Below are 15,121 nucleotides of genomic sequence, written 5' to 3' on the forward strand. Positions count from 1 at the left end.
TGAACACAGGTTCTTATTTTTATTTTAAAAGCTTTCAATCAGCTTGAAACATTGCCAAAAACTCATCTTCATTCAATACAGTAATGCCTAAACTCAACGCCTTTTCTAATTTAGAACCAGCCGCTTCACCTGCCACGACAAAATCGGTTTTTTTGGACACGCTGCCTGAAACTTTACCACCTGCGGCTTCAATCATTGCTGCTGCATCTTCGCGTTTTAAAGTTGGTAAAGTTCCTGTTAATACAAAGGTTTTTCCTGTTATTTCACTTTTCAGGCTGCCTGTACCTAGCGGTAAATAATATGCTTCGTTTTGTTTTGAATCAAATTTCGTTAAAGATTCATCAATTTCGCGCAAAAGTGCAGCATTTTCGGCAATCTTGCGCCAATCTTGCCATTCTCGTGGCAATACTCTATCGGTAAGTAAACCATCTACCGAATTGCCTGCTAAATCCCACAATTCTTGCGCCCGTTTTTCGCTTAATTTGTAACTTGGTAGCCGCGATAACCAACGCGCTGGTTTGGCAAAGTCGCATATATTAATTGTTAAAACAGTATGTTGTGGTTCAACGAATCGCAATAAGTCGTCCAACAATTTTTGTTGTTCAGGCTGCCTGAAATAATGCGCGATGGAATGTGCCACTACACTGCCAATGTCAGGCAAGCATGCCAACACAGGCTCGGGCGCATGGCGAACGGTCGCTAAATCGCCAAACGCATTGGCAAGCTGTTTTGCGGTACTTTCACCGACGTGTCGAATGCCTAGCGAATATAAAAATCGTGATAACAAAGGTTTACGGCTATTTTCGATACCAATCAAAATATTTTCTGCCCATTTGGTTGCGCTGGATTTGCTGTCTTTGATTTGCTGCAATTTTTCAATATCCAATTGATAAATATCGGCAAAACTATGCAAAATATCTTGCGTAACCAAGGCTTCAATTTGTTTGTCTCCCAAACCAACAATGTCCATGGCTTTGCGGCTGGCGAAGTGGATAAGTCCTTGGCTGCGTTGTGCTTTGCAAATCATGCCACCCGTGCAACGTGCTATCGCTTCACCTGCTTCGCGTTCTATTGCGCTGCCACAAACAGGGCAATTTTCAGGCAGCCTGAAAGGGGGAAATTCGGGTACAGATTGCGTTTTGGTTGTGGGGAATAAATCGTCTTGAATATTATTTGATTGAATTTCCACGATTTTCATCGGGCGATGTTCCAATACCACGCGCACCACTTCGGGAATCACATCGCCTGCGCGGCGCACCACGACCGTGTCTCCTATGCGTATATCTTTGCGCGACACTTCGTCTTGATTATGCAAAGTTGCGTTGATAACGATGACGCCACCCACTGATACGGGTTTCAGCCGCGCCACAGGTGTAATGGCTCCTGTTCGCCCGACTTGTACATCAATGGTTTCTACCTGTGTCATGGCTTCTTCGGCGGGAAATTTATGCGCGATTGCCCAACGTGGCGCACGCGAAACAAAGCCTAATTTTTCTTGTTCTGCCAATGAATTTACTTTGATAACCATGCCATCAATTTCATAGGGTAAAGTTGAACGTTTGGCATTTAAATTTTCATATTGTTGTAAAACTTCGGCGATATTTGCGCAAATATGCCAATTTCCAGTTGGTAAGCTAAACCCCAAATCTTGCAACCACAATAATTCTTCCGCATGGGTTTTGGGTGCATTTTCAGGCTGTATACCACTGAATTGCGCGATGCCGTAGCCGAAAAAATGCAATTTACGTTCAGCAGCAATGCGCGAGTTGAGTTGGCGTAGGCTGCCTGCTGCTGCGTTACGCGGATTGGCGAAGGTTTTTTGATTTTGTGCAATTTGGCGTTGATTGAGTTGTTCAAAATCTTTTTTTAGCATCAATACTTCGCCGCGTACTTCAATTAAATCAGGAATATATTGACCTTGTAATTTCAATGGGATATTGCGCACGGTTTTGATGTTTTCGGTAACATCTTCGCCCGTTATGCCATCGCCACGCGTGGCGGCCTGAATAAAAATACCGTCTTGATACAATAAACTAATTGCCAAACCGTCAAATTTTGGCTCAATTGTATATTCTACTTTGCTTAGCTCCAAATCTTTGCGTACGCGCTCGTCAAATGCCAAGGTTTCAGTGTGAATAAATTTACCGTTATCATCTAACGGTGAAAAGGCATTATTTAGCGATAGCATTGGGATTTTATGGCGCACACTGGCAAATTCGCGCAAAATTGCACCGCCCACGCGTTGAGTTGGGCTTTCAGGCAGCCTGAAAGTGGGATACGCCATTTCTAGGGCTTCCAATTCGCGATATAGGCGGTCGTATTCGCTGTCGGGTACGCTGGGTGCATCTAGTGTGTAGTACTCATGGGCGTAGCGGTTGAGTTTTTCGGTTAATATTTTGATTTGTTGTTGGATTTGGTTATTTTGAGACATGGTTTCGGGTTATTTGAAAAGAATCAATCATTATGAAATTGTACTGGAAAACAGAAAAAACGTATTATCTAAAATTATTTTGTGATTAACTTGTGGATTATTCTATAAAATAATTAATTGTTTTTTTTTTTTTTGATAAAATTCTAATTTTTAAGAAAGTTTTTAATAATGGAAGAAAGCAACAATAAAGTCAAAACTAAAATTATTGGTATGATTGGCACGGCAGCGACAGGAGTGGGGTTGTTTGTTTGGAATCATGGTGGTCAAGATATGGCGGCAGATGTTACTAAACGTACAGTAAAAGCTGTAGCACCTGAATTGGTGAAAAATTTGCCAGAGAAGATGCAAAGCAGCATTATGAATTCTGGTATTGATGAAGAGCAAGTTAAAGCTTTTTCTGCCTCATATGATGATTGTCGCGATGAAGTGGCGGGCAATCCTAAAATTGATTTAAAAGATATAAGTGCGGTGTATGATGCTCAGGTTGCTTGTTTATTAATAAATAAAAATCAGGGCGCGACACTTGATAAGATGGCAGAAAACGATGATGAACTAAAACGGACATTGGTTGAAATTCGTCAAAAAAATTCTCAATGAAAGGAAGTATTTTTATGAAAATGATTGATATTTTAGTAATTGTGGGTGTTTTGGGTGTATTGAATGCCTGTGCCAGCACAGATGTTGCTTCCAACACGGGGGTTAATCGCAGTCAAGTGCAAAACGATTGTGCTACACATTATCGCTCCATTGCTGATGAGTTTACCCGACAAGGGAAAATTAAAGCATGTATGCGAGCACGTGGAGCTTTGTAATATTGTTTGACGGCGAAATTAAATGAAGTATTTTTGTTTAATTTCGCCATACTTTTGAGTTTTATTTTCAGGAAGTGTTTAAAAACTGCGATTATGTTGAGATTAAATATTGTTAAGAAACAATGTAGTTATTAATTTTGTTTGAGATGAGGGGTTATTTTTTGTTGACGGTTTTTGGGTATAGGCGTATAGTTCGGTTCTTCGCTGCTACGGCGGTTGAGTTAGTCAAAACGAATTAGTTTACTGGTTTATTTGGCTGAGTACAAGGATTATTTGAAGCTCTTTAAAATTACAGAATACCGATAAGTGTGAGTGCCTGATGGTCTCACACTGCAAGAAAAAACAGACAAGATTGTAATAGGTGCTGAGCCGATTACTCTTTGTTGGTTTCTTTGAAGCAGACCAGAAGTTATTAAGTTAGAGATTGAACATAAGAGTTTGATCCTGGCTCAGATTGAACGCTGGCGGCATGCTTTACACATGCAAGTCGGACGGCAGCGGGGTAGTGCTTGCATTACTGCCGGCGAGTGGCGAACGGGTGAGTATAATATTGGAACGTACCGAGTAATGGGGGATAACTATCCGAAAGGATGGCTAATACCGCATACGTCCTGAGGGAGAAAGCGGGGGACAGGCAACTGCCTCGCGTTATTTGAGCGGCCAATATCGGATTAGCTAGTTGGTGGGGTAAAGGCTTACCAAGGCGACGATCCGTAGCGGGTCTGAGAGGATGATCCGCCACACTGGGACTGAGACACGGCCCAGACTCCTACGGGAGGCAGCAGTGGGGAATTTTGGACAATGGGGGGAACCCTGATCCAGCCATGTCGCGTGTATGAAGAAGGCCTTAGGGTTGTAAAGTACTTTTGTTAGGGAAGAAAAGGCATTTGCTAATATCAGATGCTGATGACGGTACCTAAAGAATAAGCACCGGCTAACTACGTGCCAGCAGCCGCGGTAATACGTAGGGTGCGAGCGTTAATCGGAATTACTGGGCGTAAAGCGAGCGCAGACGGTTACTTAAGCAAGATGTGAAATCCCCGAGCTCAACTTGGGAACTGCGTTTTGAACTGGGTAGCTAGAGTGTGTCAGAGGGGGGTAGAATTCCACGTGTAGCAGTGAAATGCGTAGAGATGTGGAGGAATACCGATGGCGAAGGCAGCCCCCTGGGATAGCACTGACGTTCATGCTCGAAAGCGTGGGTAGCAAACAGGATTAGATACCCTGGTAGTCCACGCCCTAAACGATGTCAATTAGCTGTTGGGGCACTAGATGCCTTAGTAGCGAAGCTAACGCGTGAAATTGACCGCCTGGGGAGTACGGTCGCAAGATTAAAACTCAAAGGAATTGACGGGGACCCGCACAAGCGGTGGATGATGTGGATTAATTCGATGCAACGCGAAGAACCTTACCTGGTCTTGACATGTACGGAATCTCTCAGAGACGGGAGAGTGCCTTCGGGAGCCGTAACACAGGTGCTGCATGGCTGTCGTCAGCTCGTGTCGTGAGATGTTGGGTTAAGTCCCGCAACGAGCGCAACCCTTGTCATTAGTTGCCATCATTTGGTTGGGCACTCTAATGAGACTGCCGGTGACAAACCGGAGGAAGGTGGGGATGACGTCAAGTCCTCATGGCCCTTATGACCAGGGCTTCACACGTCATACAATGGTCGGTACAGAGGGTAGCCAAGCCGCGAGGTGGAGCCAATCCCAAAAAACCGATCGTAGTCCGGATTGCACTCTGCAACTCGAGTGCATGAAGTCGGAATCGCTAGTAATCGCAGGTCAGCATACTGCGGTGAATACGTTCCCGGGTCTTGTACACACCGCCCGTCACACCATGGGAGTGGGGGATACCAGAAGTAGGTAGAATAACCGCGAGGAGTTCGCTTACCACGGTATGCTTCATGACTGGGGTGAAGTCGTAACAAGGTAGCCGTAGGGGAACCTGCGGCTGGATCACCTCCTTTCTAGAGAAAAGAAGAGATTGTTAGGTACTCACACTTATCGGTATACTGAATTGAGATGCGAAGAGCAAGAATGCGAAGAGCAAAAGAATAGAGACGACTTAATGGGTTTGTAGCTCAGGTGGTTAGAGCACACGCTTGATAAGCGTGGGGTCGTAGGTTCAAGTCCTACCAGACCCACCAAGACCTAATTGGGGGCATAGCTCAGTTGGTAGAGCACCTGCTTTGCAAGCAGGGGGTCATCGGTTCGATCCCGTTTGCCTCCACCAAATATTTAGAGGTAGAACCAAATATTTAGAAGTCAAATATTTAGAAGTAGAGCTGAACAGTAGAATTTAAAAGTAGAAATTTCAAATTAAAGTGAGTTTGTGGAAGTTGTTTACGAAGAAGTTGTTTACTAGATAGTTTTATAACTTACTTTTTATAACTTACTTTAATTTGCGATTTAAGAAACGCATTGATCTTTAACAAATTGGAAAGCCGAAATCAACAAACAAAGACAATGTTGATTTGTTTAGAATGCTGTTTGATGCAACAAGTAGTGTTCACATTTCAGGCAGCCTGAAAAGGTATTGGTACTGAAAGAAGAAATAAGCAAATCATAAGAATTTGGGTGATGATTGTATCAATTGTTCTTGAAAGACAAAAGGCAAGAACAATACACAACAAAGCAGTAAGCTTTGTCAGATTAGAGAATCTAAGTAATGCTGGCAGTCAACGCCAGTATCTACGAAGTCAGAAGGTTCTTCAAATGATAGAGTCAAGTGAATAAGTGCATCAGGTGGATGCCTTGGCGATGATAGGCGAAGAAGGACGTGTAAGCCTGCGAAAAGCGCGGTGGAGCTGGCAAAAAAGCATTGATACCGCGATGTCCGAATGGGGAAACCCACACAGCAATGTGTATCCTAATCTGAATACATAGGATTAGAGAAGCGAACCTGGAGAACTGAACCATCTAAGTACCCAGAGGAAAAGAAATCAACCGAGATTCCGCAAGTAGTGGCGAGCGAACGCGGAGTAGCCTGTATATGATAATTATTGAGATAGAAGAAAGAATTGGAAACTTCTGCCATAGTGGGTGATAGCCCCGTATTTGAAATCTCAATGATGGTACTAAGTATACGAGAAGTAGGGCGGGACACGAGAAATCCTGTCTGAATATGGGGGGACCATCCTCCAAGGCTAAATACTCATCATCGACCGATAGTGAACCAGTACCGTGAGGGAAAGGCGAAAAGAACCCTGGGAGGGGAGTGAAATAGAACCTGAAACCTGATGCATACAAACAGTGGGAGCACCGTTAAGGTGTGACTGCGTACCTTTTGTATAATGGGTCAACGACTTACATTCAGTAGCGAGCTTAACCGAGTAGGGGAGGCGTAGGGAAACCGAGTCTTAATAGGGCGACTAGTTGCTGGGTGTAGACCCGAAACCGAGTGATCTATCCATGGCCAGGATGAAGGTGCGGTAAAACGCATTGGAGGTCCGAACCCACGCATGTTGCAAAATGCGGGGATGAGCTGTGGATAGGGGTGAAAGGCTAAACAAACTCGGAGATAGCTGGTTCTCCCCGAAAACTATTTAGGTAGTGCCTCGAGTATGAGACTGATGGGGGTAAAGCACTGTTATGGCTAGGGGGTTATTGCAACTTACCAACCCATGGCAAACTCAGAATACCATCAAGTTGCTCCTCGGGAGACAGACATCGGGTGCTAACGTCCGGTGTCAAGAGGGAAACAACCCAGACCGCCAGCTAAGGTCCCAAATGATAGATTAAGTGGTAAACGAAGTGGGAAGGCACAGACAGCCAGGATGTTGGCTTAGAAGCAGCCATCATTTAAAGAAAGCGTAATAGCTCACTGGTCGAGTCTTCCTGCGCGGAAGATGTAACGGGGCTCAAATCTATAACCGAAGCTGCGGATATACTTTTAGTATATGGTAGGGGAGCGTTCTGTAAGCCTGAGAAGGTGATTCGTAAGGATTGTTGGAGGTATCAGAAGTGCGAATGTTGACATGAGTAGCGATAAAACGGGTGAAAAGCCCGTTCGCCGAAAGCCCAAGGTTTCCTACGCAACGTTCATCGGCGTAGGGTGAGTCGGCTCCTAAGGCGAGGCAGAAATGCGTAGTCGATGGGAAACGGGTTAATATTCCCGTACTTTGATTCAATGCGATGTGGGGACGGAGAAGGTTAGGTTAGCAAACTGTTGGAATAGTTTGTTTAAGCCAGTAGGTGGAAAGAGTAGGCAAATCCGCTCTTTCTTAACACCGAGACGTGATGACGAGTGTCTACGGACATGAAGTGACCAATACCACGCTTCCAGGAAAAGCCACTAAGCTTCAGTTGAATCAGAACCGTACCGCAAACCGACACAGGTGGGCAGGATGAGAATTCTAAGGCGCTTGAGAGAACTCGGGAGAAGGAACTCGGCAAATTGATACCGTAACTTCGGGAGAAGGTATGCCCTCTAATGTTAAGGACTTGCTCCGTAAGCATCTGAGGGTCGCAGAGAATAGGTGGCTGCGACTGTTTATTAAAAACACAGCACTCTGCTAACACGAAAGTGGACGTATAGGGTGTGACGCCTGCCCGGTGCTGGAAGGTTAATTGAAGATGTGCAAGCATCGGATCGAAGCCCCAGTAAACGGCGGCCGTAACTATAACGGTCCTAAGGTAGCGAAATTCCTTGTCGGGTAAGTTCCGACCCGCACGAATGGCGTAACGATGGCCACACTGTCTCCTCCCGAGACTCAGCGAAGTTGAAATGGTTGTGAAGATGCAATCTCCCCGCTGCTAGACGGAAAGACCCCGTGAACCTTTACTGTAGCTTTGCATTGGACTTTGAAGTCACTTGTGTAGGATAGGTGGGAGGCTTAGAAGCAGAGACGCCAGTCTCTGTGGAGCCGTCCTTGAAATACCACCCTGGTGTCTTTGAGGTTCTAACCCAGACCCGTCATCCGGGTCGGGGACAGTGCATGGTAGGCAGTTTGACTGGGGCGGTCTCCTCCCAAAGAGTAACGGAGGAGTTCGAAGGTTACCTAGGTCCGGTCGGAAATCGGACTGATAGTGCAATGGCAAAAGGTAGCTTAACTGCGAGACCGACAAGTCGAGCAGGTGCGAAAGCAGGACATAGTGATCCGGTGGTTCTGAATGGAAGGGCCATCGCTCAACGGATAAAAGGTACTCCGGGGATAACAGGCTGATTCCGCCCAAGAGTCCATATCGACGGCGGAGTTTGGCACCTCGATGTCGGCTCATCACATCCTGGGGCTGTAGTCGGTCCCAAGGGTATGGCTGTTCGCCATTTAAAGTGGTACGTGAGCTGGGTTTAAAACGTCGTGAGACAGTTTGGTCCCTATCTGCAGTGGGCGTTGGAAGTTTGACGGGGGCTGCTCCTAGTACGAGAGGACCGGAGTGGACGAACCTCTGGTGTACCGGTTGTTTCGCCAGAAGCATAGCCGGGTAGCTAAGTTCGGAAGAGATAAGCGCTGAAAGCATCTAAGCGCGAAACTCGCCTGAAGATGAGACTTCCCTTGTGGTTTAACCACACTAAAGAGTCGTTCGAGACCAGGACGTTGATAGGTGGGGTGTGGAAGCGCGGTAACGCGTGAAGCTAACCCATACTAATTGCTCGTGAGGCTTGACTCTATCATTTGAAGGACTTTGGAAGAAATAGAAATACCAAAGCACAAAGATAAAGCTTACTGATGAATACACTTCATCACTCAAAAAATCAGTTGATTAAAGAATAAATAGGGTAAGAAAAATTAAAATTATCTTACCAACGGCTTACCAATTTGACAGTTTATGTTTGGCGACCATAGCGGTTTGGTCCCACTCCTTCCCATCTCGAACAGGACAGTGAAACAAACCAGCGCCGATGATAGTATAGTTCCTATGCGAAAGTAGGTCATCGCCAAACTCTTTATTCAAAAATCCCTTAGCCAATCTATGTTGTGTGCTAAGGGATTTTTAGCATTGATTAACTGCTAAATTTATTTTAAAATAAAGAATTTAATTTGAAAGACTAATATGAAATTCCAAAGTTCTATCTTTGCCCTATGTATTTCAGCTTTATTGAATTTAACTGCTTGTGGGCAAGAACAAAAAACTTCAAATAATAACGCAATACCAGTTGGATTAATGGCATCGAGCGTTGTTACAGAAGATAATGATCAGACCTCTAATAGCGAACTAACAACAACCAAAAGAACTCGTAAACCTGCCGCTCCATTTACAGGTACACCTGTTAATATCAATACTGCTACCGCAGATGAACTGGTTAACGTCCTTAAAGGTACTGGCGTTGGTAAAGCCAAAGTTAAAAATATTATCGCATATCGTGAAGAACATAATGGTTTTAAAAGTATTGATGAACTTAATCAAGTAAAAGGTATTGGCGATAAAACCCTTGAAAAAATGCGTGAACGTGTTACCTTGACAGATAAACCTACTACTCAAAAGTCAAAGCCTCAAAAAGAATCAATTGAAGAAAAGGGTGATTAATCGTATTACTAAATGCTTCTTAGGTGTTCGGTTTGTTTTCTTTTTATATTTAATAATTTTTCTGTAAATCTATAAAATTGATTCATTTGCCTTAAGGCTGCCTGAAGTCGTTCAGGCAGCCTTAAAATCATAAAGAAAGATAATTTGATTTTTATCATTGCTATGTTATGATGTGGTAACATTGTATTTTTGCTTATCCTATGCCTTTTTTATCCATTGAATTTGTTATTTTTTGGTTGTTTTTTCTACCCATTTATTGGAGTTTTGGAAATTTCCCACGTTTTCAAAATTTTCTATTATTAGTAGTTAGTTGGATATTGTTGGGTAATATTAATTTATCATTTTTATATGAAATTATTGGTTTTTCTTTTTTTATTTATTGGGTTAGTAATAGAATTATTCAGAATAAAAGTAGAAAAAAGCATTGGTTGATTTTTGGTATTGTAATATCAATGTTTCATTTGGGATTTTTTAAATATTTTGATTTTTTTCGTGCAGATGTGCAGCGATTTTGGCAACATGATATTGATGTGCTTATGCCTTTGGGTATTTCTTATTATACTTTTCAAGCTATTGCATATTTAATCTCAATTTATCATCATAAAAATTTAAAATTAAGCTTATTTAATCTATTATTATATTTTGGTTTTTTCTTAACTATTACAGCTGGACCCATTATTAGATTAGAAGAACAGAAAAGTATATTAGGTAGGCAAACAGGTATAATTAGTCAATTAAATATTAAAAAATCACGTTTTATGATTCGTCCAGCATTAGCAACTAGTTTGATTTTACTTGCGATTATTAAAAAATGGTGGCTGGTCGGATGGTTGGCAGATAACTTAGTGAATCCAATTTTTGAAAATCCACAGCAATATGATGTAGTTACAGTATTGACTGCTATTTATGGTTATACAGTACAACTATTTTTGGATTTTTCAGGTTATACGGATTTGGTGATGGGTTTGGCGATGTTCTTGGGTTTTCAGTTGCCGCAAAATTTTCACTTCCCTTTGATTTCACATAATATTCGCACTTTTTGGGAACGCTGGCATATGACATTGTCGGCGTGGATTCGTGATTATATCTACATTCCATTAGGTGGAAATAGGGTAGGGTTTGTGCGAACTCAGATAAATGTCATGTTGGCGATGATTTTATCGGGAGTTTGGCATGGTTATGGTTGGAATTTTTTGATATGGGGATTTTTGCATGGATTGGCTTTTATCCTTTTGAATATTAGTGATAAAAAATTTGGACATGATGCATTGAGTCAATATTCCAAATATACTAAAGTATTGAGTATTTTTCTTACATTTACTTTTGTGAGCATGAGTTTTGTTGTGTTCCGTACCGACAGTTTGAATGATGCGAGATTGATTTTTCAATCATTATTAGGTGGTGGGTATGGTTTGGTTATGCCCAATTTGAAAATTATTTCTCTATTAATATTGTTATTTTTAACTCTTTTATTATACAAAAAAACGGTGGCAATTTTTAATCAATCAGTTCAAGTATTGGAATGTCTGCCTGTATGGTCATGGTCTGTTCCTATTGCTTTGATTTTATTGTTTTTATTAATTGTTGCGCCGTCAGGTATTCCGAGATTTATTTATGCTAATTTCTGACCCAGAAGCAAAACCTAAAATCATTGTCTTTCCTAAGAAAAAAGGAAAATTTTCTCATTTTCGTCAATATGTTGCTTTGTATTTAATGTTACTGATAACGGTTTTTTTGACAGCTTGGTTGGGGCAACGTTCTATTAATGCGTATTGGCAACAAACTTATCATCGTGCGAGTCCTTTAGAATCATTGAATCGATTTGGTGTATGGCGATGGGGGGAAATATTCGTGAATATTTAACTGGTTATTATGATGATGTAAATCAGAAATTTAATCAGCAGAATCAAAATTGGGAGAAACAATGGACAACAACAACCGAACCAATCGCGGCATCAACTGTTACAACGCAAGTTAATGCCACTACGGCGATGACGCAGGCATCTGCTCTTGAAAATAGGCAGCCTGAAAAAGAAGATGAGAAAGCAGTGTATCTTCAAGCTGGCGATAAGGTGCTTTTTGCTGGTGATTCTATTATGCAGGGAATTGCGCCACATTTGCAAAAATGGCTCAAAAGTCAATATCAAATTGATTCTATTAACTTAAGTAAACAAAGTACAGGATTGGCTTATCCCAGTTTTTTTGATTGGCCAGCTACGATTGAACATACATTTTCTCAAGATAAAAATTTGAAATTATTAATTATTTTGATTGGTGCAAATGACCCTTGGGATTTTCCAAACCCTGCGACTGATAAAGGTATTCCTTATTTGAAATTTGAATCCGATGCTTGGAAACATGCCTATTTGGCGCGTGTGAATCGTATTGTTCAAGCGGCTCATCAATCTCAAGCAAAAGTTATTTGGTTGGGGATTCCTTATATGAAACGTCCTGTTTTAAATACACAAATGCACTATTTAGAAGATATATTATCTCAAGAATTAAGCCAAAAAGATAATGTGTTGTGGTTGCCAATCAATCGTTTGTTAAGTGATGGTGCGGAAAATTATCAAGATTCTATGGTACTTGATGGTGAAACGGTTCAGGTACGAACCAAAGATGGTATTCATTTAACTACGCGTGGGCAACAATTTATGGCGGATTATATCGCTAGTTATATTAATTATCAGGAAAATGCAGATTCAGGCAGCCTGAAAAATCCTTAATTTTATTTATTGATATGATAAAACGCATTTTTATATTTCTTTTATTTAATTTTTTAGCATTTCCTGTTTTTGCGGAGGCAGAAGATTCACAGGTTGCTGTATCCCGTTGGCAATATAAATTACATCAATTAAATCAGGGTAATGATGTTAAATTTAGAATTGTGCAGTTGGGGGACTCACATACTGCAGGTGGTTTTTTAACTGATGAATTGCGCCGTATACTGCAACAAAAATGGGGTGATGGAGGCATTGGTTGGGTGTACCCGAATCAAATTAAAGGACAACGAAATAGTTTAGTAAATTATTCAGGCAGACAGTGGAACATATTGAATCATTTTAGAAAAGATATAGCAGATTTTCCTTTGGGTGGCATTGTGGCGCAATCTTCTGCGCAAGAAAATTTGCAAATTTCAGCCAATTCATCTGCCTATGAGCCTCAAAATATTATGTTTATGATAAAGCCACTTCAGGTATTTAGTACATTTAATGTGATTGATGCAACAGGTCAGGTTTTTACTGTTTCCAATCAATCAGAAACTGAATGGCGCAATTTTACTGCCAGAATGTCTCTTCCGATACAATTAAATGCTCCTAATCAAACTTGGCAAGTGGGTTTGGTAAATATTGAAAATACGCAACCCAAAGGCGTGATTGTTTCAGCTTTGGGGATTAATGGCGCGAAATTAGCGAATTCGCAGGGCTGGCGCAAGAATTGGTATGATGATTTGGCACAGACTAAAGCGGATTTGGTGATTTTGGCGTATGGCACAAATGAAGCGTTTAATCCGCAATTGAATGTGGAAGAAACCGCGCAGTATTGGCGGCAAGTTATTCAAAATATTCATCAGAAATTACCTGATGCGGGTATTTTGATTGTGGGTGCACCCGAATCTTTAACGCAAAAGGGTAAGGGTTGTGGTACGCGTCCACTGCGTTTAACTGAAATGCAGAAAATGCAACAAGAAATCGCGCAGGAACAAGGTGCAATTTATTGGTCATGGCAAGATGCGATGGGTGGAGAATGTAATATGAATCAATGGATTGCAAAAAAATGGGCGCAACCTGATGGTGTGCATTTCACAGCAATGGGTTATCAAAAAATAGGCAATCAGTTGGCGCAAAAAATTATACAATTGTCTGAATAATATAAAGATTCAGGCAGCCTGAAAAGAATGAATGACTTTTAGGCTGCCTGAAATTTTATTTTAAATAAACACGTTTTGCGCGTTTAATATTGCACAAGATTTCATACGGAATCATGCCAGCCGCGTCAGCAATTTCTTGAACATTAATCAAATCGCCAAATAATTCAACTTCATCGCCCACACCTTCGTGGCTGTCATTCAAATCTACCGTGAGCATATCCATGGAAATACGTCCAATGATTTTTGTGCGTAACCCTTTGACTAAAATTGGCGTTTCGTTTGGGGCGTTGCGTGGGTAGCCGTCTGCGTAACCGCAAGCGACTAAGCCTACGCGTGTAGATCGTTTGGTATAAAAATTTGCGCCATAGCCGATGGGTTCATGTGGTTGCAAAATGCGTTCTGCAAAAATACGGCTACTTAAACGCATCACAGGTTTCAGGCTGCCTGAAAATTCTCCAGTTGGGTCAACACCATATAGTGCCAAACCTGCACGCCCCCAATCACGTCTGGCTTCGGGAAAGCGAATCATGGCAGCAGAATTGGCGATGCTTTCTTCGCCAGTTAAGCCATGACAACCTAAATCAAATGATTCAATTTGCATATCTGTCATGCTGCGTTCAGCTTCATCAGCACAAGAAAAATGCGTCATTTTAACAATGTTAGCTATTTTATCGCTTTGTGATAATGCAGTATACGCTGCCGCAAACTGATGTGGAAAAAAGCCAGTGCGGTGCATACCACTATCCATTTTCAGCCATACGGTTGTCGGTTTACGCCAGTCGTGTGCCAAAAAAAGTTCCAATTGCGATTGTTGATGAATAACAGTCCATAAATCATATTGTTCAACTAAATCATATTCTTTCGCATCAAAAGTACCTTCTAACAAAACGATGGGACGAGTGATGCCGTGTTCGCGTAATTCAATCGCTTCTTCTAAAAATGCGACCGCAAAACCGTCCGCAATATCGTGCAACGCTTGGGCACACTGGACTGCGCCATGACCATAGGCGTTGGCTTTGATAACTGCTAATAATTTTTTTCCGTGAATTTTTTTCAGAATTTGGTAGTTTTCGCGCAAATAATTTAACCGAATTTCGCAAAAAAGTGGGCGCATGATTTATCCTTTCAGGCAGCCTGAAAATTAAAGAAAGATGAATTATAGGACTGATTTCTACGAATTCACACAATAACCGTTAAAAAATCAAATAATACTTGCCTAAAACCCATGAAACGCACTAAAATAACCAGTTTTCTATATATCCCTAATTTCCCAAAGGAATTGAACACATGGTAACAATCCGTTTAGCCCGTGGTGGCTCTAAAAAACGTCCTTTTTACAACATCATTGTAGCTGACAGTCGCAGCCGTCGTGATGGTCGCTTCATTGAGCGTGTGGGTTTTTATAATCCTGTTGCCAATGAAAAACAAGAACGCGTTCGCATCGCTGCTGACCGTTTGAATCACTGGATTTCTCAAGGCGCACAACTGAGTGAAGCCGTTGCAAAATTGGTTAAAGAGCAACAGGTTGCTGCTTAAT

Annotated in this window: 10 protein-coding genes, 2 tRNA genes and 3 rRNA genes; 13 read left to right on the top strand and 2 right to left on the bottom strand. The window is 41.8% G+C overall.

Annotation, left to right across the window (positions count from 1 at the left end; all coding sequences use genetic code 11):
- Positions 1-34 precede the first annotated feature (34 nt).
- Positions 35-2,431 carry an NAD-dependent DNA ligase LigA gene (gene ligA, locus BWP33_RS04025; protein WP_002641837.1) on the bottom strand — a complete coding sequence of 799 codons (2,397 nt, stop codon included), beginning with the start codon at positions 2,429-2,431 and terminating at the stop codon, positions 35-37.
- A gap of 168 nt (positions 2,432-2,599) precedes the next feature.
- Here ligA and BWP33_RS04030 point away from each other — a divergent pair, with 168 nt between their 5' ends.
- The 12 genes from BWP33_RS04030 (at position 2,600) to BWP33_RS04080 (ending at position 13,584) form a co-directional block, all read left to right on the top strand.
- Positions 2,600-3,028, top strand: a complete 429-nt coding sequence (locus BWP33_RS04030) for a hypothetical protein (protein WP_002641836.1) — start codon at positions 2,600-2,602, stop codon at positions 3,026-3,028.
- A gap of 14 nt (positions 3,029-3,042) precedes the next feature.
- On the top strand, positions 3,043-3,243 hold the full coding sequence (locus BWP33_RS04035) for a hypothetical protein (protein WP_002641835.1): 201 nt from the start codon (positions 3,043-3,045) through the stop codon (positions 3,241-3,243).
- Between the two features lie 426 nt (positions 3,244-3,669).
- Positions 3,670-5,212 (top strand): 16S ribosomal RNA (locus tag BWP33_RS04040).
- A gap of 103 nt (positions 5,213-5,315) precedes the next feature.
- A tRNA-Ile gene (locus BWP33_RS04045) sits at positions 5,316-5,392 on the top strand.
- 10 nt (positions 5,393-5,402) lie between these two features.
- Positions 5,403-5,478, top strand: a tRNA-Ala gene (locus BWP33_RS04050).
- A 489-nt stretch (positions 5,479-5,967) separates the two neighbouring features.
- Positions 5,968-8,855, top strand: a 23S ribosomal RNA gene (locus tag BWP33_RS04055).
- Between the two features lie 162 nt (positions 8,856-9,017).
- Positions 9,018-9,129, top strand: a 5S ribosomal RNA gene (gene rrf / locus BWP33_RS04060).
- Together the 16S, 23S and 5S rRNA genes with 2 tRNA genes alongside form the textbook arrangement of a ribosomal RNA operon.
- Before the next feature lie 110 nt (positions 9,130-9,239).
- Entirely contained in the window at positions 9,240-9,713 is a 474-nt protein-coding gene (locus BWP33_RS04065; RefSeq protein WP_002641834.1) for a ComEA family DNA-binding protein, read from the top strand.
- A 200-nt stretch (positions 9,714-9,913) separates the two neighbouring features.
- Positions 9,914-11,341: an MBOAT family O-acyltransferase gene (locus BWP33_RS04070; protein WP_002641833.1), complete on the top strand. Its 1,428-nt coding sequence runs from the start codon at positions 9,914-9,916 to the stop codon at positions 11,339-11,341.
- Positions 11,328-11,576 carry a hypothetical protein gene (locus BWP33_RS12320; RefSeq protein WP_158666809.1) on the top strand — a complete coding sequence of 83 codons (249 nt, stop codon included), beginning with the start codon at positions 11,328-11,330 and terminating at the stop codon, positions 11,574-11,576. The genes BWP33_RS04070 and BWP33_RS12320 overlap by 14 nt, the downstream gene beginning before the upstream one ends.
- Entirely contained in the window at positions 11,543-12,439 is an 897-nt protein-coding gene (locus BWP33_RS04075) for an SGNH/GDSL hydrolase family protein (protein ID WP_104930316.1), read from the top strand. The genes BWP33_RS12320 and BWP33_RS04075 overlap by 34 nt, the downstream gene beginning before the upstream one ends.
- Positions 12,440-12,606: 167 nt before the next feature.
- Positions 12,607-13,584: an SGNH/GDSL hydrolase family protein gene (locus BWP33_RS04080; protein ID WP_158666810.1), complete on the top strand. Its 978-nt coding sequence runs from the start codon at positions 12,607-12,609 to the stop codon at positions 13,582-13,584.
- Between the two features lie 55 nt (positions 13,585-13,639).
- Here the strand turns inward: BWP33_RS04080 and alr are convergent, their stop codons facing one another.
- The gene (gene alr / locus BWP33_RS04085; RefSeq protein WP_002641830.1) at positions 13,640-14,698 is read right to left on the bottom strand and encodes an alanine racemase; all 1,059 of its coding nucleotides are present in this window, start codon (positions 14,696-14,698) and stop codon (positions 13,640-13,642) included.
- Positions 14,699-14,871: 173 nt separating this feature from the next.
- Here alr and rpsP point away from each other — a divergent pair, with 173 nt between their 5' ends.
- Positions 14,872-15,120 (top strand): 30S ribosomal protein S16, encoded by a 249-nt coding sequence (rpsP, locus tag BWP33_RS04090; protein ID WP_002641829.1) that lies wholly within the window; start codon positions 14,872-14,874, stop codon positions 15,118-15,120.
- The last annotated feature ends 1 nt before the right edge of the window (position 15,121 follow it).

The sequence above is a fragment of the Simonsiella muelleri ATCC 29453 genome (genome assembly GCF_002951835.1).
Taxonomy (GTDB): Bacteria; Pseudomonadota; Gammaproteobacteria; order Burkholderiales; family Neisseriaceae; genus Simonsiella; species Simonsiella muelleri.

Excerpts from the sequence above, each read along its gene's own strand:
- ligA (WP_002641837.1), bottom strand. The coding sequence starts at position 2,431 with ATGTCTCAAAATAACCAAATCCAACAACAAATCAAAATATTAACCGAA.
- BWP33_RS04030 (WP_002641836.1), top strand. The coding sequence starts at position 2,600 with ATGGAAGAAAGCAACAATAAAGTCAAAACTAAAATTATTGGTATGATT.
- BWP33_RS04035 (WP_002641835.1), top strand. The coding sequence starts at position 3,043 with ATGAAAATGATTGATATTTTAGTAATTGTGGGTGTTTTGGGTGTATTG.
- BWP33_RS04065 (WP_002641834.1), top strand. The coding sequence starts at position 9,240 with ATGAAATTCCAAAGTTCTATCTTTGCCCTATGTATTTCAGCTTTATTG.
- BWP33_RS04070 (WP_002641833.1), top strand. The coding sequence starts at position 9,914 with ATGCCTTTTTTATCCATTGAATTTGTTATTTTTTGGTTGTTTTTTCTA.
- BWP33_RS12320 (WP_158666809.1), top strand. The coding sequence starts at position 11,328 with ATGCTAATTTCTGACCCAGAAGCAAAACCTAAAATCATTGTCTTTCCT.
- BWP33_RS04075 (WP_104930316.1), top strand. The coding sequence starts at position 11,543 with ATGGCGATGGGGGGAAATATTCGTGAATATTTAACTGGTTATTATGAT.
- alr (WP_002641830.1), bottom strand. The coding sequence starts at position 14,698 with ATGCGCCCACTTTTTTGCGAAATTCGGTTAAATTATTTGCGCGAAAAC.
- rpsP (WP_002641829.1), top strand. The coding sequence starts at position 14,872 with ATGGTAACAATCCGTTTAGCCCGTGGTGGCTCTAAAAAACGTCCTTTT.